We start from the raw sequence: 24,759 nt of genomic DNA, 5'->3' as shown, positions 1-24,759 counted from the left end.
ATAGGAATGCAAGGTAGTCCTATGTATTTTTTAAAAAAGACACCCTTAAGGTGCCTTCAACAATTTGAATTACTGTATTTGCTAGTTGGCAGGGGATGGAATTCGAGATGCTGCAAAACGTGTGCCGTTACCTGCTAAAAATTGACCAGCTATACTAGGTGTAGCAACTACTTCAACTATATCCTCAGCATTTAATCTTAAGATATCAACTGTTTCCACAATATTATCTCTTGTAATGCCTACTACATTTACTGCGCCATGGCTTTCCTTATCGGGTCCAATAGACACACCATTTACTGAGATAGATACAGTTATCTGATAAGGAGTGGTTGCTACAGTTGGTTGAAAATGAACAGATCCAATAATGTTATATACTCCATCTTTTCTAGGAATAAATCTGGATGTAGTAGTATTATATTCATTTGCCAAATCAAATTGTTCATTCTGATAAAATACCTGAATCGTTGAATGGGCTTCAACTGCTTGGTTAGTAGCACTAGTAGCTCTGAATGCTGATTCCCTTGTATTATCTTTGTTTGAATCGCAACAATCTACATGTACTTTGACATAAGAATCATTACATTTCTTATATGATGAATAATCGTTACAATCCTCAAAATGATACTTTTTGCGCTGTTTATTCCACGAACAATCGTTATATTTCTCGTAATAGTTGTATTTACCCATTCTATTAAAACATCCTCCATTCATTAGTAGGGTTACTACTAATAAATGTGGCTTGTCTTTTATTTGGAACGGCTTTTAAAGTTTTTAGACGCATATAATGATTTGTTAATTTAGTGGTGCTACACCATCGTCATCAAGCTAACAAAACCGAGATACCCCCCAAACCGAAAAAATAGGAGTATCTCGGTTATATATATTTGACCATAATCTCTTATTTATATACTGCTAGTTTTTGTAATAGTTGTTCTTTTATAACCGGCCATTCGCTTGCGATAATACTATAAACAACGGCATCTCTTATATAACCGTAGGGCAATTTTCTTTCATTTCGCAATACACCTTCTTTTACAGCACCCAGTCTTTCAATTGCACGCTGTGCTTTTTCATTTCGTAAATCAGTTTTTATTTGCACACGTAACATTTGTAATTCTTCAAAAGCGTATTGCAATAACATATACTTACACTCAGTATTTATACTTGTACGATGTACACTTGGATGATACCATGTTTGCCCAAGTTCAACCGTTTTATTATCATTCGAAATACTGTACAAACGTGTGCTACCTACAATTTCATTCGTTTTTTGATCTACAACAACAAATGGTAAATCAGTTCCCTCTTCAAAACCTTTTAGTGCTACTTGAACATACTGCTCCATATCTTGATAACTATCCATTGTAGATATTAAATACATCCATATTTCTTTATTTCCTTCCACAATGGTAAATAAACTTGCGACATCATTTACATGCATTAATCGTAACATAGCTCTATCATTTACTATTTTCATAAACTATTCTCCTTTTGTATAGGTGTTTCAGTAGTTAGCATTTCAGAATCATTTTTTGAATGATTCTTTAGGTTAGATATAAGCTGGATGATTGTCTATAATATTAAAATTATTAAGCATTTCCTTCTTATTACCATTTTCATATAATTATATCTATCTCAAAAGGTCCACCATATATATTTTTTCTTTGACTAGTGGAATAGTTCTTCACACCATTCCTGTAACTTTTTTACAAACATCATAATCTTATTTTAAATCTACCTTGATTGCTGTAATCATCAATATCAAGATAATAGAAACAAGTTATCCAAAACACTAAATACGAGAAACATATAAAAATGGGGGTATTATGAAATTTTACGCATCATTGCCTACTGATAACGAAGATTATGTAAATATATAAAGGTAACAGAAATAACTATTAAACGACTATATACGAAACCGCTACAACGCTAAAAAGCTAATTTTTCGAACTATCTATAAAGTGAAAAAGACGTTATCCTTTCTGTAGGACTATAGGAAGGATAACGTCTTTGTATGTCTATTTCTGTATCTGATGAATTACAGCTATTTGCTCAAGAGATTCAACACTTTTTATCTCCAAATATTTTACGAGACCTTGCTAGAGATGTTGTGCTACCCCATCAATATAAAATAGAAAAAGTATGACTTGTTGGAAAGGACAAAGTTTTTTTATTTAATAGCATTAAAGTTTCTTAGGGTGAGGAAATTTTTTTAACGATTTTTAGACAATTTGAGACATTTATTATAATTCAATATTTATAGTATGTATTGAAAAATACGTTGCACTTATTACTTAATGTTGCTATTTTCTACGAACTCAGAGAAATTATGAAGAAACTTTAGAATAAATTGTATTATATCCCATTATGTTTAGTTAGTAGAGAATCTGATTATTTTTGATGAGTGATTTATAATAAAGAATGGTTTATGTAATTATTAAATTACCATATCAAGCCATACCAAACAACACCGAACCCAGCCGGGGGATACCATGCCAAGCCCAACCTGATTAAATGACCTATTTCTTCAGCAATAGGGAGGTCATCTCCTATTGAACAGCTTAAACTGTTTCGACACTGAAAAATAGGGGGTTATATACCTTATGATATATAACTATCTTGAAACAAAACACTTGTTTCTATAGCTTTTTTTGTTACTATTAATAATGAGAAAAAATAAGGTAGTAGGGGAAATAAAATGAAAAAAACAATTGATCATATCGGAATCGCAGTTCGAGATATAGATAGTACGATACGTTTTTATGAAAATGTGTTACTAGGAACTTTAATAGATCGTTACGTAAGTGAAGCTCCTGGTGTGGAAAGTGAAGTAGCCATTCTTGAAGTGGCTGGAGATAGAATTGAATTACTTGCACCGACGAATAATACGACATCTCCAATTGCCCGTTTTATTAAACAAAAAGGTAAAGGTGTTCATCACGTTGCGTATCGTGTCGATGATTTAGATGTGGCTCTAGAAGAGTTAAAAGAACAAGGTATTCGGACATTAGAGCATACACTACGCATTAATAAGCACGGTAGAAGGTTAATTTATCTTAACCCAGCGGATACAGAAGGAACGATTATCGAGTATTGTGATTATCCGGAAGAGAAATAGAAGAGGGATATTTTTTTAAAGGTGTTACGCAATAACGTAACACCTTTTTATTTATGTATTTCACATTTTCTTCACAAATGATTCACGATAACTTTTCTTCTTTGATAACTTACATAAATATATTTTATGATATAATAACAATCAACTTTAAAAATGTAAGTTGTATCTATAGTAATAGTTACTATTATATTAGAAGTTTAGAGGTGGAAGAGAAATAAGAGTTATACTTTATAGAAGTTTATATTTAATCAGGTTAATATTTCGCCCGAGAATCAAACTTCGGAAGTTAAAGTAATGAAAATAGAGCGATGAGGAAGAAAGAAGTGAAATGAGTGTGAAAGTAATGAGAAGATTAGGGACATGGTTATTACTTGCATGTGTGCTTATCATATTGATACCGAAAAGTGCATCTGCTCATGCGTACGTTGTGAAATCAAACCCTATGGAAAATGAAACGTTGAAGAGAGCACCATCTGTTGTGAAAATTGAATTCGATGAGGACATACAAGTTTCACGTTTTAATACATTGTACGTGAGAGATACATCAGGTAAAAGAGTCGATTTAAAAGATGCTCATATTGATAAAAAAAATAAAAAACTATTAGAAGCCGGATTAAAAGACAATCTCAAAAATGGTCTCTACTCTATTCAGTGGAAAGCTATTTCAGCTGATGGACATCCAATTCAAGGGGTTATTCCATTCCGTATTGGATTAGCAGAAGCGGGAACAGACGATGTACAAGTGGAAGCGATGGGGTATGTCCCGCAAATCGATATGATTATGGAACGTGGAATTTTATATGCGAGTTTCTCGCTATTTTTAGGAGTTCTCTTCTTTAATCTTATTATGTATAAAGGGAATGCAACCTCGGTTCGATCAAGGAGTAAGAACATAATATGGATCTCCTTATTTGGGATATTTATTAGCTTGTTATTCAACCTACCATTGCAATCGAAAATAAATGCTGATGTTTCATGGCTAGAAGCATTCAATCCTTTACTATTAAAAGAAACATTACAGCTTTCTGTTTTTGGTTATGTATGGATTACTCAAATGGTTCTCATTAGTACGCTTATAATTGTTACGTATTTTGCGGTGAAGCATGAGAAGTTTTCGTCGTTTAAAGTATGGAGTATTCCAATACTATTGTTTATAGGGTTACTTGTTATGAAAGCCTTTAATAGTCACGCATACGGTTTAAAGTTTAAAGACATTGCTGTCGTTATGGATTTTCTACATTTATTCGCAGCTTCATTATGGGTTGGTGGTTTATCATCTATTATTCTTCTTTTACGTAAAGAGGATAACAAGTGGCATATGTATTGGGATATGATTAAGCGTTTTTCACCGTGGGCAACAGGTGCTGTCATCGTGATTTTAATAACAGGCCTTTTTAACAGTACATTTTTTATTCCAACAATCCACTCGTTATTTGATACGAAGTATGGATTGGCTTTATTAACAAAGATACTTTTATTCATTTTCATGGGGATATTGGGAATTATTCATTATATGAAAGGGAGAATGCGAGCGCAGCAAGGATTAGGAGGTACGGTGAAAGTAGAGTTTGTCATTGGAATTATCATTTTCGTAATCGTAGCTTTTATGACAAACGTACAAACACCACCGATGCCTCCTACTGGACCTTTTACAGAGAGTAAGCAATTAGATAATGGATATGAACTTACGCTAAATGTAAGTCCGAATAAGGTAGGACAAAATAAATTCCATATTACACTAAAGGATGAAAAGGGACAGCCTGTTACTGATATGGAACAAATGATATTGATGACTCAATCATTAGATATGAACATGGGAAAAGGTTCATTTAAAGTTTCAGTAGTTTCACCAGGAGAATATGAAGCAGAAGGTATGTATATTAATATGACAGGAAACTGGAATATACATGTTCATGGATTAACAAAATCTCTTGATAGTTTCGATACAGATTTTAAATTTATTGTCGGTGGCAGATAAAAAGAAGCTATGTATGAAAAGGAGCTAATAGAAAATGAAACGTATAAAAAAATTAGGAACAACAATGATCGCAACAATTATTGCAATGGGAATGTTTTCGTTACCTGTTAGTGCGCACGTCACTGTAAAACCAGCAACTTCTGACGTTGGTTCTTGGGAGACATATACGATAAAAGTACCAGTTGAAAAAAATGTAGCAACAACAAAAGTTACACTGAAAATACCGTCTGGAGTAGAGTTCCAGCAGTATGAACCAGTGTCAGGATGGAAAGTTGAGGAGCAAAAAGATACAGCTGGAAAAGTTAAAACTGTAGTATGGGAAGCAACAGGAGAAGGGATTTTACCCGGTCAGTTCCAGCGATTTACTTTCGTCGCTAAAAATCCGGATAAAGAGCAAAAAATAGCTTGGGACGCATATCAACAATATAAAGATGGAGAAATTGTTGAATGGACAGGCGATGAAAAAGCTGAAAAACCGCATTCACTTACTACAATTGCAAAAGGTACGTCATTAACAGGAGAACATGGTGAAGTGTCTAGTGTAGAAAAGAATGAAGGTACTAGTAATATGCAATTGATAGCAATTGTCTTATCTATTTTTGCGATAGTATCGTCGGTAAGTGCGTGTGTTTTTGTAGTACGTCGTAAAAAGTAAGACGTAAGAAAGAGCCTACAAACAGTAGGCTCTTTCTTACGTTTATTTCAATTCAACTTGCTGCCTTACAGCAAGTGTTTTCGGTTTTATATTTACAAAACAAATACTCACAACAATAAATAATAGTCCGATGAATAAGCTAATGGTAATAGCCTCATGTAAGAAAATTGAACTTACAATAATAGCAATTAGTGGAATGAGGAATGTATAAGCCCCAACTTTACTTGCTTCACCAGCTCCAACAAGTGTGAAGTATGCAAGCCACCCCATTGCAATAACAAAGAATGAAATAAAGAGAAGTACGCTAACAAATGGTATACTCCAAGCGATACTAGACCAGCTTTCAAACTCTGTACCAAATCCAATTAAGCAAAGACCACCAATAATAAGCTGAAGTGTTACCATCCAAATGGCATTAACACGGTGACCAGTCTTCTTAATGAATACTGTGCCAAGTGCCCAGCCAATAGCGCATCCTAACGCGAGAAGAATTCCAATAACAGAAATATGTCCTGTTAAACTGCTTGAGCTAATAACGCCTACACCAATAAATCCGAGAACAAGCCCGAAAATTTTCAAGCCGTACATTGATTCTTCAAGCCATATCCACGAGAAAATACCGAGTAAAACTGGTTGTAGAAATACAATGGCGGAAAATAACCCAGCAGGCATATATTGAAGACCAACAGTTTGTAACCCGTAAAATATAATGATGTTAAGTAAAGAAGAAATAACGTATAAATGCCACGTTTCTTTTAAATGTAATTCTTTATATTTGGGTAGAGCGAAAAGGAGTAAAATGAATCCTCCAATTAAAGTTCGAACGCCTGCAAATAAAACGGGTGGTGTATAATGCAGGGCAAACTTAGATAAAGGCCAATTGATTCCCCACATGAAAACGAGAAAGGTAAGGATTATGGCCGTCTTAGTTCGAGAAAGCTGTGTCACGGTAAGACCTCCTTGTTGTTATTCATTTCACTATGATATGATATCGAATGTAATAAATAAAATGAATCTTTTTTATAAGGAGTATAAGTGATTAGTTATGACTATTACACAACTGCAAGTATTAATAAAAACTATTGAGTTAGGTAGTTTTACGAAGGCTGCCAGGGTGTTGAATATGACGCAACCAGCTGTAAGTCATGCCATTTCAAGTATTGAGTCAGAGTTAGGAGTTACGATTCTTATACGTGATAAACGACAAGGATTACTCGTTACGGATGTAGGAAACAGAATTCTTGTACATATTAGAGAGATTTTGAACGGTGTAGAGAAGATTGAACAAGAAGTTGCGATGGAGAAAGGACACGAAGTGGGGACGATTCGAATTGGGAGTTTTCCGAGTGCTTCTGCACATTTCTTACCGAAAATGATAAACCATTTTAAGGAGAAGTATCCGAGCTTAGAGGTCGTTCTTTGTGAAGGAACAATTAAAGAAGTTGAAGATTGGTTAATATCGAGGGTTGTTGATATAGGAATTGTTATTTTGCCTAATAAAGAGATGGAGATTGTCCCGTTAACGAAGGGAAAAATGGTTGCTATCTTAAGAGAGGATCATCCTCTTTGTAAGAAGGACTCTATTACAATTCGTGATTTGGAGAATGAACCGATCATATTATGTAAGGGCGGATACGAACCACCCATCATTGATATGTTTAAACAAGCCAACGTACCACTTCGGGCTGAGTATGTAATTTCTACCGTTACTACAGCTTTAAATATGATTCAAGAAGGATTAGGCATTGCAATATTAGCTGAATTATCTTTAACGAATTTACCACAGAATGTGCAAACGAGAGAATTGGAACCGCAAGTATGGAGAGAAATTGCTTTAGCTGTTCCTTCATTAAAGGATTCTTCAATCGCTGTACAGCTATTTATTGAAGAATTTCAAGCGCTATTTGCAGAATAAAAAGGGGTGTCTCATATATCATAATGGGGCACTTTTTAATTTGCTTATAAAAAATCTATGAAAAGGATTGACTTATTTTTTAGTTGTAACTATAATGATTACATCGAGGTGGTGATTACGATGAAAATTAGTAGCCGCTTTTCCATAGCTGTTCATATTTTATCTATTTTGAAAAACAATCCATCTTCACTTTGTACTTCAGACTATATGGCTGAGAGTGTCAATACAAATCCAGTAGTCATTCGTAAAATCATGTCGTACTTGAAACAAGCTGGCTTTGTTTACGTAAATCGTGGACCGGGTGGCGCGGGATTACTAAAGGATTTACATGAAATCACATTGTTAGATGTGTATCATGCAGTGAACGTAGTCGAAGAAGACAAGCTATTTCATATTCACGAGCAACCGAATCCAGATTGTCCAATTGGGGCGAATATTCAAGCGGTGTTAGAAATTATTTTAATTCAAGCACAATCCGCGATGGAAGAAGTTTTGAGAAATATTACGATGGGGCAGTTGTTTGAAACTTTGCAAGAAAAAATGAATGCTTAAATAATATTTATATTTTTTTATCATCAATGTAACTGTTTCGGTTACAACAATAAGGTAAGGTGTAAAAGTTATGACTGTAAAAATGAAAGTATACTCAGATTTTATATGTCCGTTTTGTTTTTTAGCAAAAGGTCCATTAGATGAGGTAGCGAAAGAGAAAGATGTAGAGATTGAATGGATGCCATTTGAATTACGTCCAAGTCCATATTCAAAAATAGATCCATGGAATGAACCAGAAAAATTAGGTTCATGGGATGCTTTCATTCTTCCGACAGCGAAGAAGTTAGGAATTGATATGCGCTTGCCACGTGTTTCACCACATCCATATACACATTTAGCTTTCGAAGGATGTCAATTTGCAAAAGAACGTGGACTAGGTAATGAGTATCATCACCGCGTATTCACAGCATTTTTCCAAGAAGAGCAAAACATTGAAGATATTGATGTGTTAACAAAATTAGCGGTAGAAATAGGACTTCCTGAGGCGGAATTTAAAGATGCTTTAGTAACTCGTAAATATAAAGAAAAGCATCAAGAAGCAATTCAACACGCATATGATGAAGCGAATATTATGGCTGTTCCAACTGTCATGATTGGAGATGAAGTCATTCAAGGGCTTGCTAGTAAAGAAACACTAGAAAGGGTCATTGATAAAGAAATTGAAAAGGATAAAACAAATTCATTTGAAGGTATGCAATGTAATACCGATGGATATTGCTAATTCGCTTGTTATGAAATAACAAAATAAATTATAAAACAAACATTTGGAGGAATTAAAATGTCAGCAACTACAACAAACTTAAAAGAAGCAATCGTGAACCGCCGTTCAATTCGTAAAGTAACAAAAAACGATGCAATTACGAAAGAAAGAATTGAAGAAGTGTTAAAAACAGCTTTACACGCACCAACATCTTTCAATATGCAAAGTGGTCGTATGGTTGTATTAATGGATGGAGAGCATGAAAAGTTTTGGGATATCGTTAAAGAAACACTAAGAGCACGCGTACCAGCAGAAAACTTTGAAGCGACTGTAGAAAGACTAAAAGGCTTCCATGCAGGTGTAGGAACAGTTCTATTCTTTGAAGATCAAGCAACTGTAGAAAAAATGCAAGAAAATGCCCCATTATACAAAGATCAGTTCCCATTCTGGTCTCATCAAGGAAATGCGATGTTACAACATACTGTGTGGATGCTATTATCTGCTGAAGGAATTGGAGCGTCATTACAACATTACAACCCAATCGTAGATGCTGAAGTGAAAGAAACTTGGAACATTCCGGCAGAGTGGAGCTTAGTAGGTCAAATGCCATTTGGTGAACCAAACGAACAACCAGCAGAAAGAACGTTCTTACCTACTGAAGATGTAGTGAAATTTTATTAAGAAATACAATATGTAACGAGAAGGAAGCTGTGCTTAAAAACAGCTTCCTTTTTTGTAGTGGTGTTAATTTATGCGTATTTAGGGAAGAAATATAAGAAATAATACGGTGAGAAGGGAATTAGAAAAATGAATGATGAGAAAAAATATACAGTGGTAGGTACTGATGTTGAGGAAGTAAAGCGTTTAAATAAAAATTCAGGGTTAACGTATAATCAAGTGAAAGAAATGTTAGCAAAGCAAATGCAAAAAAAGAAGTAATTAGATTGAAATCTTTCATTTTTTCATTTAGCATTTTGATTGGAGAGAGTTAAGTAAAAGGTAACTCTCTTTTTTGTATAGCTAAGCATCTTATAGAGTGGAGGAAGCAACATGAAGAAATGGGTAAAGGTAACGCTGTCTATCACTGGAGGCATTGTCTTATTAGCGTGTGCTGGTGGATATTACGTGTATAAAAATTATTTTCCAAAGGAACCTGAGCGTATTGTATATGATAAAGAAAGAGTGCTACAACCGATACATAATCAGCTTAAAGGAATCAATATAGAAAATGTAAAGATAAAAGAAAAAGAAGTCGTAAATGCGACTGTAGATGAGCTTCAAAAAATGATTGATGATGGAAAGTTGTCATATGAAGAATTAACGAGTATTTATCTCTTTAGAATACAAGAACATGATCAAAATGGAATAACATTAAATTCTGTTACAGAGATAAATCCTAATGCGATGGAAGAAGCAAGAAAGTTAGATCAAGAGCGGGGTAGAAACAAAAATTCGAATTTATATGGTATTCCTGTCGTTGTAAAAGATAATGTACAGACGGAAAAAGTGATGCCGACTAGTGCAGGAACTTATGTATTAAAAGATTGGATTGCAGATCAAGACGCAACAATTGTGAAGCAGTTGAAAGAAGAAGGAGCATTTGTTTTAGGAAAAGCGAATATGTCTGAGTGGGCGAACTATTTATCTTTTACAATGCCAAGTGGGTATAGCGGGAAGAAAGGACAAAATTTAAACCCGTACGGTCCGATTACATTCGATACTTCAGGATCAAGTTCAGGATCTGCTACAGTAGTTGCAGCAGATTTTGCACCGCTTGCAATTGGAACAGAAACGACGGGATCGATTGTTGCACCAGCGGCGCAGCAATCAGTAGTTGGGTTACGTCCATCTTTAGGTATGGTAAGTAGAACAGGAATTATTCCGTTAGTTGAAACTCTTGATACAGCAGGACCTATGGCAAGAACGGTAAAAGATGCAGCAACGTTATTTAATGCAATGATAGGTTATGACGAAAAAGATGTTATGACAGAAAAAATGAAAGATAAAGAAAGAATTGATTATACAAAGGATTTATCGATAGATGGATTAAAAGGGAAAAAGATAGGGCTTCTTTTTTCTGTAGACCAACAAGATGAAAATAGAAAAGCAGTAGCAGAAAAAATTAGAAAAGACCTTCAAGATGCAGGTGCGATATTAACTGATAATATCCAGTTAAGTGCTGAGGGTGTAGATAATTTGCAAACATTAGAATATGAGTTCAAGCATAATGTAAACGACTATCTTTCACAGCAAAAGAATGTACCGGTAAAATCGTTAGAAGAGATTATAGCGTTTAATAAAAAGGATAGTAAAAGACGAATAAAATACGGACAAACATTAATTGAAGGGTCTGAAAAATCTGTTATAACGAAAGAAGAGTTTGAAAACGTAGTGTAAACGAGTCAAGAAAATGCAAGAAAAGAGCTAGATAGGTATTTAGTAGAAAAAGGTTTGGATGCTCTAGTTATGATTAATAACGATGAAGTTCTTCTATCAGCTGTAGCTGGTTATCCGGAATTAGCGGTTCCTGCTGGATATGATAAAAATGGAGAACCAATCGGTGTAGTGTTTGTAGGGAAACAGTTTGGTGAAAAAGAGCTTTTCAATATTGGATATGCGTATGAACAGCAGTCTAAAAATAGAAAATTACCTAGTTTATAAAAGATTATATGAAAAATAACTGGAATCCACCGAAATATGTTGGTGGATTCCAGTTAAACGAATCTAACAATATGAAAAGAAAAAAAGGATTCTTCTCAATTAGTAAGAAAGATTGTCTATAGGAGTTCATAAAATGTAATATATTCAATTTCCATCCATTGAAGGGGGAGGTTAATTCTTAATGAATGAAGTAAAGAGTTTTTTTCGAAGTAGAGGGTTTCAACGGTTTCTCGTTTTAATAATAGTAGCGCTTGTATTATACGCATTAAAAAGTATGATTAATTTAATATTAATTACGTTTATACTGACGTTTTTAATGGATCGATTTCAACGTTTTATTTCAAGAAAATTGAAAGTAAACCGGAAAATTGTTATTGCATGTTTATATATAATACTAGTTTCCTTTATAGGCACAACGTTATATAAATATTTACCTGTGCTGACGATACAAATTTCACAATTAATTTATCAGTTTAAACTATTTTTTCAAAATCCACCTGATAATGAAATCGTTAAATATGCACTTTCGACAATTAATGGGATGGAAGTATCAAAATATATAGAACAAGGTGTAGACGTCATATATCAATCAATAGCAAATATAGGGAAGGTAAGTTTACAAATATTATTATCTCTAATTTTAAGCTTATTTTTCTTATTAGAAAAAGAGCGTATTATTACATTTACATCAAAGTTTAAAGATAGTAAGTTAAAAATCTTTTATGAAGAAATTGCATATTTTGGTGAAAGATTTGCAAGATCGTTCGGCAAAGTAATTGAGGCTCAGTTTTTAATTGCCGTTGTAAATTGTATTCTTACTGTCATTGCATTAATCGTTTTAGGATTTCCACAGCTACTTGTATTAGCTGTTATGATTTTCTTACTAGGGTTGATTCCTGTTGCAGGTGTGATTATTTCTTTGTTTCCACTTTGTATCATTGCTTACAACGTAGGCGGAGTTATGTACGTAGTATACATACTCGTATTCATAACAGTAATCCATGCTCTTGAAAGTTATTTTTTAAATCCGAAGTTTATGTCTGCAAAAACAAATTTACCAATATTCTACACATTTATGATTCTTATCTTCTCAGAGCATTTCCTCGGAATATGGGGGCTTATTATCGGGATACCAATCTTTATCTTTTTATTAGATGTACTTGATATAAATAATGAGGATGCGACTAAAAAATAAGAAATGATAGAAAATCACTAAAAAGTCATAGGAGATAATGAAAATAAAAAGCAATCCAAAATAAATTGGATTGCTTTTTATCTTAATTAAAGAACCGGAGCCATTGTTTCTTTCAATACTTGAACAGAGTGGTCGAATTTTAATTCTTCATCTTCACTTAATTCAACCTCTAAAATTTCACGAACACCGCCGCGATTTAAAACAGCAGGTACCCCGATATAAACATCTTTTTGACCGTATTGACCTTCTAAGTAAGCTGATACAGTTAATACACTATTTTCGTCGTTTAAAATTGCTTTTGTAACACGTAGAAGTGACATACCGATACCATAATAAGTTGCGCCTTTACGCTCAATAATATGGTAAGCTGCATCACGGACGTTTATGAAAATTTTGTCTAAATCTTCTTGATTATACGTGTTGTCTTTTTCAAGCAGTGTTTGTAGTTTTTGGATACCAACGGAAACATGGCTCCAAACTGGAAGTTCAGTATCGCCGTGTTCTCCGATAATATAAGCGTGAATGTTGTGTGGACCAATATCGAAGTACTCACCTAACATATAACGGAAACGAGCAGAATCAAGCGTTGTACCAGAACCGATTACACGTTCTTTCGGTAAACCAGATTCTTTCCAAGTTACGTAAGTTAAAATATCTACAGGGTTTGTTGCGATTAAGAAGATGCCATCAAATCCGCTATCCATAATACTGCGAACGATTTGTTTGAAGATTTTAGCGTTTTTCTCAACTAAATCTAAACGTGTTTCGCCTGGTTTTTGTGGTAATCCAGCTGTAATAACTACAAGGTCAGCATCTTTACAATCTTCGTAGCTGCCTTTCCATACTCTAGTTGGAGCTGGTGCGAATGGAACAGCATGACTTAAGTCCATTGCTTCCCCTTCAGCTTTTGCCTCATTTACATCGACTAAAACAAATTCTTCAGCTACAGCCTGGTTAATCATGCAGTAAGCATAACTACATCCAACTGCTCCTGTTCCTACTAATACAACACGGTTAATACCTTTTTTCATTTCAAAATTCCTCGCAATTTCATTGATTTTATTATGTAAGATAATATGTCTTACTTCTATAGGGTCATATCTAGTTTATTACATTTTATAAAAGATATTCAAGTATTTGAAAATGTATCCGTGCAAATCCGCGAACAAAACATAGGAATTCAGTGAACCGAATATAATTCAGTAAAATCCTTTGTAAAAGGGGAAATGGCATGGGGAATCCATTAGCAATGGAAGAAATGCTTCATATTATTCATGCAGGGCTTGTTAAAAAGAATAACCCAAAACGGATTACGATTGCAGGTGCAGGGATTTCTGGATTAGTTGCAGGTTCTTTATTAAAAGAGGCTGGGCACGAAGTAACGATTATAGAAGCAAATAACAGAATAGGTGGCAGAGTGTATACGATTCGGGAACCATTTAGTGTGGGTTTATATTTTAATGCGGGACCGATGAGAATCCCTGACACCCATAAGTTAACCTTAGCGTATATTCATAAATTTAAACTACCTTTAAACCTTTTTATAAATAAAACTTTTGCAGATATCATTTATACGAATAACATTCAAACGAGATTGAATGTGTTTGAAAATGATCCAAGTGTACTTGAATATCCGGTTTTGGATAAAGAAAGAGGAAAAACGGCAGAAGAGCTAATGATTGAAGTATTAGAACCAATACTAAATTACATTAAGAAGGATCCTGATAAAAACTGGCTTATCGTTGAAAAAAAGTATAAAACGTATTCGCTTGGTTCATTTTTAATGGAGTATTATTCAGATGGTGCGATAGATATGATTGGGGTACTTCTTGATATGGAAGCTTATATGGGAATGTCCTTAATTGAAGTATTACGTGAAATGATTTTCTTTACTTCAACAACGAAATATTATGAAATAACTGGTGGAATGGATAAGTTATCGAATGCATTCTTACCACAATTAAGGGAACATATTTTAATGCCGTATAAGGTTGATAAAATTATACAAGAAGATAATAAAGTAATGTTACAAGGAAATCATGAACAAACGTTAGAGCAATTTACAATAACAAGTGATTTTGCTATTATTACAATTCCATTTTCAGCGTTAAGATTTGTAGAAGTTCAGCCATACTATTTATTCTCTTATTTTAAAAAAAGAGCAATTCGTGAATTAAATTATATTGCTGCAACTAAAATTGCAATAGAGTTTAAAAGTAGATTTTGGGAGAAAGCGGGACAGTGTGGCGGTAAATCTATTACTGATTTACCGATACGGTTTACATACTATCCGAGTTATAGCATTCATACTCCAGGACCAGCTATCGTTATAGCAAGTTATACGTGGGCAGATGAGGCGTTAACATGGGATAGTCTCCCGCAAAGAGATCGTATTCGTTACGCATTAAAAAATTTAGCGGAAATATACGGTGACATCGTCTATAGTGAGTTTGTCACTGGAACATCTTTTAGCTGGAGTGAAAATCCGTATTCTTGCGGTGCATTTACAGCTTTCGAACCAGGCCAAGAGCTCGAGTTATTTCCGTATATTACACCACCATCTGGAAAAGTACACTTTGCAGGAGAGCATACGACATTAACACATGGATGGATGCAAGGGGCAATTGAGTCTGGAGTTAGAGTTGCATATGAAGTAAATGAACAGTGAATCTCTTATATTTACAAATGGTCATTCTTTTAATAAAATGATAAATATAAATCGTAATTATTACGCTTTGAATACATTTGAAGTAAAGAAATGGATGGTCGGTTGAATGAATAAAGTGGAGATTCATATATTAGGTGGTTTTTTAGGTAGTGGAAAATCAACATTATTACAAAATTTATTGTTAGCAGAGAAAAAGAAGAATAGAAAAGTTGCAGTATTAATGAATGAAATTGGTGAATACTCAGTAGATACAGATATTATTGGAAAAGAGAATGTTTTAAGAGAACTTCTTAAAGGATGTATTTGTTGTACGTTAAAAGAAGAGCTTGAAATACAATTACATTCGTTATACCAACAAGAAAGACCAGATGTAATTTATATAGAAACGACAGGTGTTGCGCATCCAATTGAAGTGTTAGACGCGTGTGTCTCGCCAATTTTAGCTCCTTTTCTGGAAGTGAAATCAATTGTAGTCGTTTTAGATGCAGTAAGGTGGTTAAATCGAAGTATATTAAGTGCAAATGTACAACAGCTATTGCATGAGCAACTGAAATTTGGTAGTCACATTCTTGTTAATAAAGCAGATTTACTAACAGATGAAGATAAGAATACAGTATTTGAAGAAGTAAAGGCAATAAATGATCATGCGAAAATGTATGAGACAAAGTATTGTAATATATCTTTAAAAGATATAGAAGAAGCAGAATTTCCAAATGATGAGGAACACGAGACACTACATGTCAAACAGCATTTACATATACAAACGATGACATATCAATTTACGAAACCGATTGATCAAGACAAATTATATGAATGGCTTTCGAATTTACCAGATAGTATTTATCGAGTGAAAGGTTTTGTGAAATTCCATGGAGATAAATACCCTCACCTATTCCAATATTCGTTCGGAGTACCAACTTTATTAGAACAAGACTTCGGTTTCCCGACAAACTTAGTAGTAATAGGAGAAGGACTAGATAAGAAACAATTGGCTGAAGGGTTAGAGAAAGTAGAACTTAACTCTAATTAAGGGGAAAAGACTAACTTAAAAATAAGTTAGTCTTTTTGTATGGTCATTACTGAAATGAAACAGTATTTTCAATTGGATTGCAGAATATATATTGATTGTATGTCCGTTTCCATTACATAGGAAGGTGATTATATATTTGTGCCGAATGTAGAGGGTACTACAAGAGTTTTCCATTATCTATCGAATTAGTTAGTCATGATTACGGCCAGGGGATTTTGGCGTGTTTGATTCTATCAGAAAGTAAAGTATGGGGAGGATCACAATGTCGATGAAAAAACGTAAGTGGCTAAAGACAATGTTTACTGGTTGTGTTTTAGGTTCGTTATTAATAACGGCAGCTTGTTCAGGAAAGAAAACAAGTACAGAGGATGAAAAAACGATTAAGGTAGGAGTCCTTGCTTCTTTAACAGGACCGCTAGAATCGTATGGAAAACAAACAGTGAACGGATTTGAATTAGGGTTAGATTATGCAACTGGTGGAACTGGGAAAGTAGATGGGAAAAAGATTAAGTTTGTTGTAGAAGATACAGAAACGAAAGCGGATGTAGCAGTTAAAAAAGCTACGAAGTTATTAGAAGAAGAGAAAGTTGATTTTTTAGTTGGATCGTCTAGTTCAAGTGATACGTTAGCGGTTTTACCACTGGCTGGGGAATATGAAAAGATTATGGTTGTAGAACCGGCAGTTGCGGATAGTATTACCGGGAAGAACTGGAATAAATATATTTTTAGAACTGGAAGAAGTTCCTCACAAGATGCGATTGCAGGAGCAGCAGCAATTGCGAAAAAAGATGTAAAGATTGCGACATTTGCCCCAGATAACGCTTTTGGTCGTGAAGGGATTGCTGCATTTAAAGCGGGTGCGAAAAAATTAGGTGCAAACATTGTGAATGAGCAATACGCGGATACAAATTCAACAGATTTTACAGCGAATATTCAAAATATCATTAGTTCAAAACCAGATTATTTATTTATCGTTTGGGCAGGGGCAAATTCACCTTGGAAACAGTTGAAAGATATGAATGTGGAAGCGCAAGGTATTAAAATTTCTACAGGTGCGCCAGATATACCAGCATTAAAAACAATGGATGCATTAGTAGGTATGCAAGGTTTTTCTGTATATTATCACACACTTCCAAAAAATAAAGTGAATGATTGGCTAGTTGAAGAGCATAAAAAACGTTTTAATGGTGCAGTGCCAGATTTGTTTACAGCGGGAGGAATGTCGGCAGCAATTTCTATTGTAGAAGCCTTAAAGAAAACAAAAGGTGATACAGATGTAGATACCTTGATTAAGAAAATGGAAGGAATGGAATTTGATACACCGAAAGGAAAGATGAAGTTTAGAGAGAAGGACCACCAAGCGATGCAGACACTGTATTCTATCACATTGAAAAAGCAAGACGGTGTTGATTATCCGGTGCCAGTGTTAGAGCGAGAATTAACGATGAAAGAAACAGAACCACCAGTTCAAAATAAATAGACTGAATTTTCTGTTGTTTTTGTATAAAGAGGGGGGACCCTCTTTATACATATTTCTTTCATACTCACGGCTTTAAAGGGAGGGATTTCGTGACACATTTGCTAGAGACGAAAAATCTTAGTGTATCTTTTGGTGAACATCAAGTTATTAAAGATGTAAATTTAACTGTCCAAAAAGGAAAGCTCATTTCTATTATTGGGCCAAATGGTGCGGGGAAGACAACGTTATTTAATTTACTAAGTGGACAGATTTCACCGACAACAGGTGAAGTGTATTTTAAAGGGCAAGATATTACAAAACTATCGATTTCAGATCGAACACGCTTAGGAATCGGTCGCTCTTTTCAGCTTACAAACATATTCCCAGAATTAACGGTACTTGAAAATGTCCGTTTAAGTGTTCAATCATTCGTACAAGATTACTATAGTTTTTTCCCGAGTTCAGCAAAATTAAAGCAACAAGTTGGAGAGGCGAGACGTTTCTTAAAAACAGTATTACTTCATGAGAAAGAGAACGTATTAGCGAAAGATTTGGCACATGGAGAGAAAAGGAAGCTAGAACTTGCGATGTTATTAGCTTTAAAAACGGATGTGTTATTACTTGATGAGCCGACGGCAGGTATTTCGGTTGAGGAAGTCCCTGCTATATTACAAGTGATTGAAAATATTAAGAAACATCCAGAGAGCACAATTGTACTTATCGAACACAAAATGGATATGATACTAGGTTTGTCAGATCATCTTATCGTTTTATTTCATGGAGAGTTATTGGCTAAAGGATTGCCAGAAGAAATTATGAAGGATGAGCGTGTACAAAGTGCTTATTTAGGGGGATTATATAGTGGCACTATTACAAGTGAATAATATAGAAACGTATTTAGATCAGTTTCATATTTTGCAAGGAGTATCTCTTGCTGTTGAGAAAGGGACGATTACTGTACTGTTTGGTAGAAATGGGGCAGGGAAAACAACGACATTACGTTCAGTGATGGGGTTTCACCGCATTGCAGATGGTGAAATTTATTATGATAGTGCAAAAGTGAGTGGATTACCTACACATTTAATTTCAAGGAAAGGAATAGGGTATGTACCAGAAAATCAAGGTATTTTTCATGATTTGACAGTAGAAGAAACTTTCGCTCTTGCTAGGGGAAAAGGTGAGGAAGTAGAAGGGAAAATAGAGTGGATGCTGGAACTATTTCCGGATTTAAAGCAGTTTTGGAATAAGAAAAGTGGGCTCTTGAGCGGAGGGCAAAAGCAAATGTTGGCTATTTCAAGAGCGTTTATTAATAGTGATGGATTATTACTTATTGATGAACCGAGCAAAGGGCTATCCCCGATAATGGTGGAGAAATTAATGGTAGCTATTTTGAAGATGAAAGAGAAAACAACAGTTTTACTTGTTGAGCAAAATTTTATGATGGCCAGTCAAATTGGCGATTATTTTTACATTATGGATAACGGACGAATTGTTCATAACGGTTTTATGAATGAATTAAAAAAGGATAAGGAAATGTGTCATAAATATTTAGGAATCTCTTAACATGAATCCGAGGTGAAAAGGATGGATGTGTTAATCAATTTATTTGTAAATGGGATTTCAACAGGGATGCTCATTTTTTTGTTAGCATCAGGTCTTTCACTTATTTTCGGTTTAATGAGCGTTTTAAACTTTGCACACGGTGGTTTATTTGCATGGGGAGCATTTACAGGTGTTTGGTTATTTAATATGACAGGAAGTTATATATTAGCTTTAGTTGGAGCAGTAGCCATGGGAATGTTCCTAGGATTTATTTTAGAAAGGTTTCTTATTAGACCGGTATATGGAAATCATGTTCGACAGCTGCTCGTTACGCTTGGAGGAATGCTCGTTCTTAGTGAGTGTATTAAAATATTTTGGGGGCCAAACCCTATTAGTGCAAAATTACCGTTATGGTTACAAGGAAGTTTTACATTCGGAGGTATTATATTAATTAAATATCGTCTATTCGTTATTTTAATTGGGATAATTATTTACATTGCACTACTACTTTTACTCAAAAAGACGAAGATAGGTCTTATGATCCGTGCAGGTGTAATGGATAAAGAAATGGTTCAAGCGCTTGGTATTAATGTAAAAGCGATATTTTCTTTCGTCTTTTTATTAGGGGCAGGGATGGCAGCTTTGGGAGGATTCTTATTAGCACCGTATTCGGGCGTTATTTTCGCCGAGATGGGCATGCAGTATGCAATTTTAGCTTTTATAGTAGTAATTATCGGTGGATTAGGAAGCGTACAAGGTTCAGCTATTGCTTCTTTAATTGTCGGATTAGCTGGTGCTTTTACAGCGTATTTTATACCAGATTTATCACTTGCAATTAATATGTTAATGTTACTATTTTTCTTAATAGTTAAGCCAACTGGACTTGTTGGTGAAAAGGGGTGAAATGGTGAACAACACATCGGACCGAATTAAAGTATACTTCGGAGTATGTATGCTAATTTGTTTAAGTGTATTTCCGTTCGTAAATGATTCACGGAGCCTGTTAATTTTGTTCACTCAAATCTTCATCTTTGCTATTTTTGCAATGAGTTTTGATGTATTGCTTGGGTATACAGGAATTGTATCGTTCGGTCATTGTATGTTCTTTGGGATAGGAGCATATGGGGTAGCGCTTTTATTTGATCGACAAGGCGTATCAATAACGAACTTTTTAATTGGAATAGTAGCTGCAATTATCGTTTCAGCAATCGTTAGTTATATAATTGGTTTGCTTTCTTTACGATTGAAAAGTCATTTTTATGCAATGTTAACACTTGCTATTTCACAGTTGTTTTTCGTACTTGCTGAAAAATGGCGTGGGCTCACTCACGGAGGAGATGGTTTTACATTTGGGGTACCAGACGTATTCCGTGATCGTTTTACGTTTTATTATGTAACACTTATATGTTTACTTATCATTTTTGTTCTGTTACGTCTTTTCACCAAATCTTCTATTGGAAAAGTATTAAAGGCAATTTCCCAAAATGAGCAACGTGTTGAAGCACTAGGATATAAAGTGCTTCATTATAAAATTATTGCTAGCATTGTTGCAGGAGTAGTAGCTACGATTAGCGGTGGTTTATTTGTTATCACATTGCGTTTTGTTAATACGACTGTATTTTCAATTGAAATGACATTAAATGCATTATTGATGACGATGATTGGTGGGGTTGGAACGTTAATTGGAGCAATTGCAGGAGCTGGAATTATTGAATCTCTAAAATATTATTTATCAGAACTAGCTACAGAGTATCCGATCTTTGAACGATGGACGATTATTCTTGGTTTATTGTACATTATCGTATTGCTAGTTTTCCCGAAAGGATTAGTTGGCACGGTTAAGGGACTGGAGAATATGAAACGGAATAAGAAGGAGAAAAGTGCAGAAGTGGAGCAAAATGTGTGAAAAATCAATTGTATAGAATATGAAAATCCCTCTTTTAGATTCATAAAGGAGGGATTTTTTATTAACCAAATAGTTCATCAGGGATTTGTTTGAAAGAGTTTTGATTTGTAAAAAAATGAACAGCTAATTTCTCAACTGGAACATCTTCAATTGGTACCAATTTATCATTTTTAATCGGCAAAAAGGCTATCCCTTTTCCGTCCTGAATAAACTCTTCCATAAGCGAATAAGAATCTAATTGTTGAAGTTGACGCTGAGATAAATTATTTTCTTTTAGAAATTGTATCGTCTTATTTCTAAAAGGGCACTTTTTGTCATTACTAACGAAGAAGAGTTCCTTTGAATAGTCAATGATACATTTTTCTTGATCTTTTAGTAAGCCTATAGAAATTGAAGTAGTAAATACTTTTTTAAAACCTGCACCAGAATCATCCTCATAAGTGATGACCATATCAACTTTTTGTTGCTGCAGTAATTTTGGCAAATGACTACTATTTTCTACATATATTTGATAATTCATGAAATTTTCTTTAATACGCTTACTTAAATAATTAGTCAAAATCGATTGTGACGTCGCGATTATATAAGAAGACCCACTTGTTTTAATTTTATCTTTCGCTTCTTCTAATAGAGTTAATATTTGATTCGTGTAATCTAATAAAATGTCACCAGAAGGTAATAAGGAAACACCTTTGTTATCTCTATGTAGTAAAGGCGTTTCTAATTCTTGTTCTAATTTTTTGATTCGCTCAGTTACGTTCGGTTGAACATAACCTAACTCTTTAGCAGCTTTACTAATAGAACCCTCACTGGCTACAGTTTTGAATATAATAAGATCATTTATTTCCATATATCTCAGCCCCTTATGCACTATCATTATAAATGATACCAAACATAATTTATACCTATTTTACGTTAGCTACTTATCGATTTATCATAATGTATATAAGATTGAAAGCGAGTGATAAACATGATTGGAATGCAATATAAGGTCATTTTGCCAAAGGATTATGACATGGAAATTATTAAGAAAAGGGTAAAGGATAATGGTTATAAAACTGATGGTTTCCAAGCACTAAATTTTAAAGCTTATTTAATTACGGAAACGGAGAAAGACGGGAATTTTTATAACTGCTATGCACCTTTATATATTTGGGATGGTCATGAAGGGATGAATAAATTTATCTTTGAAGGGTATTACGATAACATTTTACAATCTTTTGGATGGCAACAAATAAATATAGGTGTTCCATTAGTGGTTAATCTAAGTGATGGATTTAAGAAATGTAAGTATGTTGTTGAATACGTGGGGAGTATTTCTCAAAAGAATTCATTGATTGAAACTCAATTTAACTTTTTTAATAAGAATGTCCAGAATACAGAAAATTGTAAAGGGAATGTAATAGTGTATAACCCAGATAAGTGGGGATATAGTCAGTTTGAATTTTATGAAGTAAAGCCTGAAATTGAAGAGATAGAGGATATTACATTATATGAGGTTTTACACATTTCACAGTAGATGCGGAATTGAAATAGAAATAAATTATTTATAAAAAATCCATTTTGATTCAAGTAATAATGTTCAAAATGGACTTTTCTTAATTATCTTATGTATATTCAAAACAAATTACTGCTTTTCTTAATTCTTTATTAAAGAATAAGTAAATACGATCGGCACCATAAGCTTGAAAATAATATCCTGTAACAAATCCAACATATGTAAAGGGATGTCCATATTCATCTTTTGGTACATATAGAAGATTCGTAAAGTCAAAAATTTCGTCTTCGTTATCGCAGTCTTCTAATAATTCTTCACCTTCTTCTGTCATAAAACGAACATCATCTAGGATACCATTTACCACAGGATAATTTAATCCCCAGCCATTTGTTTGTTTTTCAACAAACTCTTGTTCTAATACTTCTACAGATGTTATTTCTTTTCCTAAGCTAGAATAAGGATAAATTTTTTGATTACGTTGAAAATACTCTTTACGGATTTGATAATCTCTTTTATTACTCTCATAGGCTTGTTCTATTATGTCAGAATTATTTTGTTCGATTTCGAAATAATTCCAATCCGCTTCAAATTTATATTTTCCATTAATGACATCGAATCCTAATGTATCTGCTTTCGTAAAATTTGTGTGAAATGGTTTGGTGAAATCACCCACGCAACCATCATGGATTTCTTTTGCTGACACAATATGTACCCATTCGTCCAATTCCGGTTCAATACATTGTAAGTTTATAGAACAAATGGGTAAAAAGTGCTTTTTATGTTGTTCCAAATCATCATAAAATATGTCTTCATATTCAGGGAATGGTTTTATAAATTGTTTAGAAATATGCATGTTCTGCCCACCTTTACATTAGTGATTTGTTTAATTTTATCATTTTATTTTAATTTTTTCTTATTTAAAAATTTATGATACACATAGTTATGGGAATAAAGAGTTCGTAAGTAAGGTGGATGTCTTATTGTTAAAATTTTATCATATGTCGAACAGTTGAGAGATGAAGCAAAGTAAGACTTCATACTTATACATAGGCTTATTACATTCGACACATAACGACAATATGCTGTTCATTTATCTGTTAGTATAATATATAGTTTTTGGGGATTTTTATCATTTTTACATTGGGGGAAGGGAATTTATGTTTAAAAAAATCGCGACAGTCACTTTAGCAGGGACGTTAGCTTTCAGTTTATCGGCATGTGATGAGAAGAAAGAAGTAGCTAAAACTGTATCAAATAATAAGAAGGAAGAGCAAAGTAGTGCCAAAAAAGAAAATACGAAGAATGAAGATACAAGAGAATATAATGTTGAAAAAACTACTCAAATTAGAAATCAAAAATTAACAGTCCATAAAGTACAAATAGCACAAGTGGCAGAATATGATAAGCTGGAAAAAGGTAATGAGTTTGTTATTGTTCATGTTACAGTAGAGAATATTGGTAATCAAAAAGTTAGAATTAATCCATTAGATTTTTACCTTGAAAGAGGAGATGGAAGTATCGTGGACCATACATTTTCAACTAGTAATAAAAACGTTTTTAAAATTAAAGATGTAGATCCAAACGGTAAGATAACAGGAGCCATAACGTTTGAAGCGAAAAAAGGTGATTCTAATCTTGAATTAATTTATAGACCTGATGTTATGTCTAAAGAGGAAGTAAAGGTAGAACTTAAATGATATATCCTGTAAAAGTCCAATTGGTGTATGAAGTGAACCCGAATAGTGGTACATGAAAAAACACCTCCTGAATGCGCATACTAAGTATGCAAATTTAATGGAGGTGTTTTTCGTTTGAAGACAAGAGTTCATTACCCAGAAGAAACAAAGTGGAAAGTCATTGAAATGAAGAAAGAAGGTTATTC

General features: G+C 33.9%; 24 protein-coding genes and 1 pseudogene. 19 read left to right on the top strand and 6 right to left on the bottom strand.

Translation table 11 applies throughout. The features are described 5' to 3' along the window. Positions 1 to 81 precede the first annotated feature (81 nt). Together ACTFSL_RS27225 and ACTFSL_RS27220 are read right to left on the bottom strand one after the other, a co-directional pair. Positions 82 to 687 carry a hypothetical protein gene (locus ACTFSL_RS27225; protein ID WP_240440583.1) on the bottom strand — a complete coding sequence of 202 codons (606 nt, stop codon included), beginning with the start codon at positions 685 to 687 and terminating at the stop codon, positions 82 to 84. Between the two features lie 211 nt (positions 688 to 898). Further along, the gene (locus ACTFSL_RS27220) at positions 899 to 1,477 is read right to left on the bottom strand and encodes a GNAT family N-acetyltransferase (protein WP_088339101.1); all 579 of its coding nucleotides are present in this window, start codon (positions 1,475 to 1,477) and stop codon (positions 899 to 901) included. 1,221 nt (positions 1,478 to 2,698) lie between these two features. Here ACTFSL_RS27220 and ACTFSL_RS27215 point away from each other — a divergent pair. The 3 genes from ACTFSL_RS27215 (at position 2,699) to ACTFSL_RS27205 (ending at position 5,751) form a co-directional block, all read left to right on the top strand. After that, positions 2,699 to 3,118 carry a VOC family protein gene (locus ACTFSL_RS27215; protein ID WP_000750846.1) on the top strand — a complete coding sequence of 140 codons (420 nt, stop codon included), beginning with the start codon at positions 2,699 to 2,701 and terminating at the stop codon, positions 3,116 to 3,118. A 328-nt stretch (positions 3,119 to 3,446) separates the two neighbouring features. After that, positions 3,447 to 5,096, top strand: coding sequence for a copper resistance CopC/CopD family protein (locus ACTFSL_RS27210; protein ID WP_119683189.1), 1,650 nt, complete (start codon positions 3,447 to 3,449; stop codon positions 5,094 to 5,096). Positions 5,097 to 5,130: 34 nt separating this feature from the next. Then, on the top strand, positions 5,131 to 5,751 hold the full coding sequence (locus ACTFSL_RS27205) for a YcnI family copper-binding membrane protein (protein ID WP_440042686.1): 621 nt from the start codon (positions 5,131 to 5,133) through the stop codon (positions 5,749 to 5,751). 42 nt (positions 5,752 to 5,793) lie between these two features. Here the strand turns inward: ACTFSL_RS27205 and ACTFSL_RS27200 are convergent, their stop codons facing one another. Further along, a complete protein-coding gene (locus tag ACTFSL_RS27200) occupies positions 5,794 to 6,699 on the bottom strand; it encodes a DMT family transporter (RefSeq protein ID WP_088339102.1) in 906 nt (301 codons plus the stop codon). A 97-nt stretch (positions 6,700 to 6,796) separates the two neighbouring features. Between ACTFSL_RS27200 and ACTFSL_RS27195 the strand changes: the two genes are divergently transcribed. The 7 genes and pseudogenes from ACTFSL_RS27195 (at position 6,797) to ACTFSL_RS27165 (ending at position 12,774) form a co-directional block, all read left to right on the top strand. Continuing rightward, a complete protein-coding gene (locus ACTFSL_RS27195; protein WP_000156743.1) occupies positions 6,797 to 7,666 on the top strand; it encodes a LysR family transcriptional regulator in 870 nt (289 codons plus the stop codon). A gap of 120 nt (positions 7,667 to 7,786) precedes the next feature. Beyond that, positions 7,787 to 8,218 (top strand): Rrf2 family transcriptional regulator, encoded by a 432-nt coding sequence (locus ACTFSL_RS27190; protein ID WP_000704073.1) that lies wholly within the window; start codon positions 7,787 to 7,789, stop codon positions 8,216 to 8,218. A gap of 70 nt (positions 8,219 to 8,288) precedes the next feature. Further along, positions 8,289 to 8,939 carry a DsbA family oxidoreductase gene (locus ACTFSL_RS27185; RefSeq protein ID WP_006922059.1) on the top strand — a complete coding sequence of 217 codons (651 nt, stop codon included), beginning with the start codon at positions 8,289 to 8,291 and terminating at the stop codon, positions 8,937 to 8,939. 57 nt (positions 8,940 to 8,996) lie between these two features. Further along, on the top strand, positions 8,997 to 9,599 hold the full coding sequence (locus ACTFSL_RS27180; protein WP_001277021.1) for a nitroreductase family protein: 603 nt from the start codon (positions 8,997 to 8,999) through the stop codon (positions 9,597 to 9,599). A gap of 126 nt (positions 9,600 to 9,725) precedes the next feature. Continuing rightward, positions 9,726 to 9,857: a hypothetical protein gene (locus ACTFSL_RS27175; protein ID WP_000997344.1), complete on the top strand. Its 132-nt coding sequence runs from the start codon at positions 9,726 to 9,728 to the stop codon at positions 9,855 to 9,857. A 111-nt stretch (positions 9,858 to 9,968) separates the two neighbouring features. Then, a pseudogene (locus tag ACTFSL_RS27170) lies at positions 9,969 to 11,579 on the top strand (amidase family protein). 181 nt (positions 11,580 to 11,760) lie between these two features. Then, on the top strand, positions 11,761 to 12,774 hold the full coding sequence (locus tag ACTFSL_RS27165) for an AI-2E family transporter (protein ID WP_001006597.1): 1,014 nt from the start codon (positions 11,761 to 11,763) through the stop codon (positions 12,772 to 12,774). 86 nt (positions 12,775 to 12,860) lie between these two features. Here the strand turns inward: ACTFSL_RS27165 and ACTFSL_RS27160 are convergent, their stop codons facing one another. Then, positions 12,861 to 13,805, bottom strand: coding sequence for an L-lactate dehydrogenase (locus tag ACTFSL_RS27160; protein WP_000715321.1), 945 nt, complete (start codon positions 13,803 to 13,805; stop codon positions 12,861 to 12,863). A gap of 200 nt (positions 13,806 to 14,005) precedes the next feature. Between ACTFSL_RS27160 and ACTFSL_RS27155 the strand changes: the two genes are divergently transcribed. The 7 genes from ACTFSL_RS27155 to ACTFSL_RS27125 all read left to right on the top strand — a co-directional run bounded on the left by ACTFSL_RS27155 (position 14,006) and on the right by ACTFSL_RS27125 (position 21,379). Continuing rightward, entirely contained in the window at positions 14,006 to 15,442 is a 1,437-nt protein-coding gene (locus ACTFSL_RS27155; protein ID WP_088339103.1) for a flavin monoamine oxidase family protein, read from the top strand. A gap of 106 nt (positions 15,443 to 15,548) precedes the next feature. Further along, positions 15,549 to 16,472 (top strand): CobW family GTP-binding protein, encoded by a 924-nt coding sequence (locus tag ACTFSL_RS27150; RefSeq protein WP_001044939.1) that lies wholly within the window; start codon positions 15,549 to 15,551, stop codon positions 16,470 to 16,472. 262 nt (positions 16,473 to 16,734) lie between these two features. Further along, positions 16,735 to 17,952, top strand: coding sequence for a substrate-binding domain-containing protein (locus tag ACTFSL_RS27145; protein WP_000062000.1), 1,218 nt, complete (start codon positions 16,735 to 16,737; stop codon positions 17,950 to 17,952). An 89-nt stretch (positions 17,953 to 18,041) separates the two neighbouring features. After that, entirely contained in the window at positions 18,042 to 18,815 is a 774-nt protein-coding gene (locus tag ACTFSL_RS27140; protein WP_088339104.1) for an ABC transporter ATP-binding protein, read from the top strand. Next, positions 18,793 to 19,494: an ABC transporter ATP-binding protein gene (locus ACTFSL_RS27135; protein WP_001196696.1), complete on the top strand. Its 702-nt coding sequence runs from the start codon at positions 18,793 to 18,795 to the stop codon at positions 19,492 to 19,494. The genes ACTFSL_RS27140 and ACTFSL_RS27135 overlap by 23 nt, the downstream gene beginning before the upstream one ends. A gap of 21 nt (positions 19,495 to 19,515) precedes the next feature. After that, a complete protein-coding gene (locus ACTFSL_RS27130) occupies positions 19,516 to 20,376 on the top strand; it encodes a branched-chain amino acid ABC transporter permease (protein ID WP_000382787.1) in 861 nt (286 codons plus the stop codon). Between the two features lie 49 nt (positions 20,377 to 20,425). Beyond that, complete coding sequence (locus tag ACTFSL_RS27125) at positions 20,426 to 21,379, top strand: branched-chain amino acid ABC transporter permease (RefSeq protein ID WP_119684181.1); 954 nt, start codon at positions 20,426 to 20,428, stop codon at positions 21,377 to 21,379. A 61-nt stretch (positions 21,380 to 21,440) separates the two neighbouring features. Here the strand turns inward: ACTFSL_RS27125 and ACTFSL_RS27120 are convergent, their stop codons facing one another. Then, positions 21,441 to 22,229, bottom strand: coding sequence for a LysR family transcriptional regulator (locus ACTFSL_RS27120; RefSeq protein ID WP_000405005.1), 789 nt, complete (start codon positions 22,227 to 22,229; stop codon positions 21,441 to 21,443). Positions 22,230 to 22,349: 120 nt separating this feature from the next. Here ACTFSL_RS27120 and ACTFSL_RS27115 point away from each other — a divergent pair, with 120 nt between their 5' ends. Beyond that, positions 22,350 to 22,898, top strand: a complete 549-nt coding sequence (locus tag ACTFSL_RS27115; RefSeq protein WP_088339106.1) for a DUF4865 family protein — start codon at positions 22,350 to 22,352, stop codon at positions 22,896 to 22,898. 88 nt (positions 22,899 to 22,986) lie between these two features. On the opposite strand, the gene ACTFSL_RS27110 is transcribed toward ACTFSL_RS27115, so the two are convergent. Further along, entirely contained in the window at positions 22,987 to 23,730 is a 744-nt protein-coding gene (locus tag ACTFSL_RS27110; protein WP_000548215.1) for a hypothetical protein, read from the bottom strand. A 304-nt stretch (positions 23,731 to 24,034) separates the two neighbouring features. Between ACTFSL_RS27110 and ACTFSL_RS27105 the strand changes: the two genes are divergently transcribed. Next, complete coding sequence (locus tag ACTFSL_RS27105; protein ID WP_000473156.1) at positions 24,035 to 24,574, top strand: DUF4352 domain-containing protein; 540 nt, start codon at positions 24,035 to 24,037, stop codon at positions 24,572 to 24,574. The last annotated feature ends 185 nt before the right edge of the window (positions 24,575 to 24,759 follow it).

The sequence above is a fragment of the Bacillus cereus group sp. MYBK108-1 genome, assembly GCF_051917185.1.
GTDB lineage: Bacteria > Bacillota > Bacilli > Bacillales > Bacillaceae_G > Bacillus_A > Bacillus_A cereus.
This window is presented reverse-complemented; position numbering and strand designations above follow the sequence as displayed.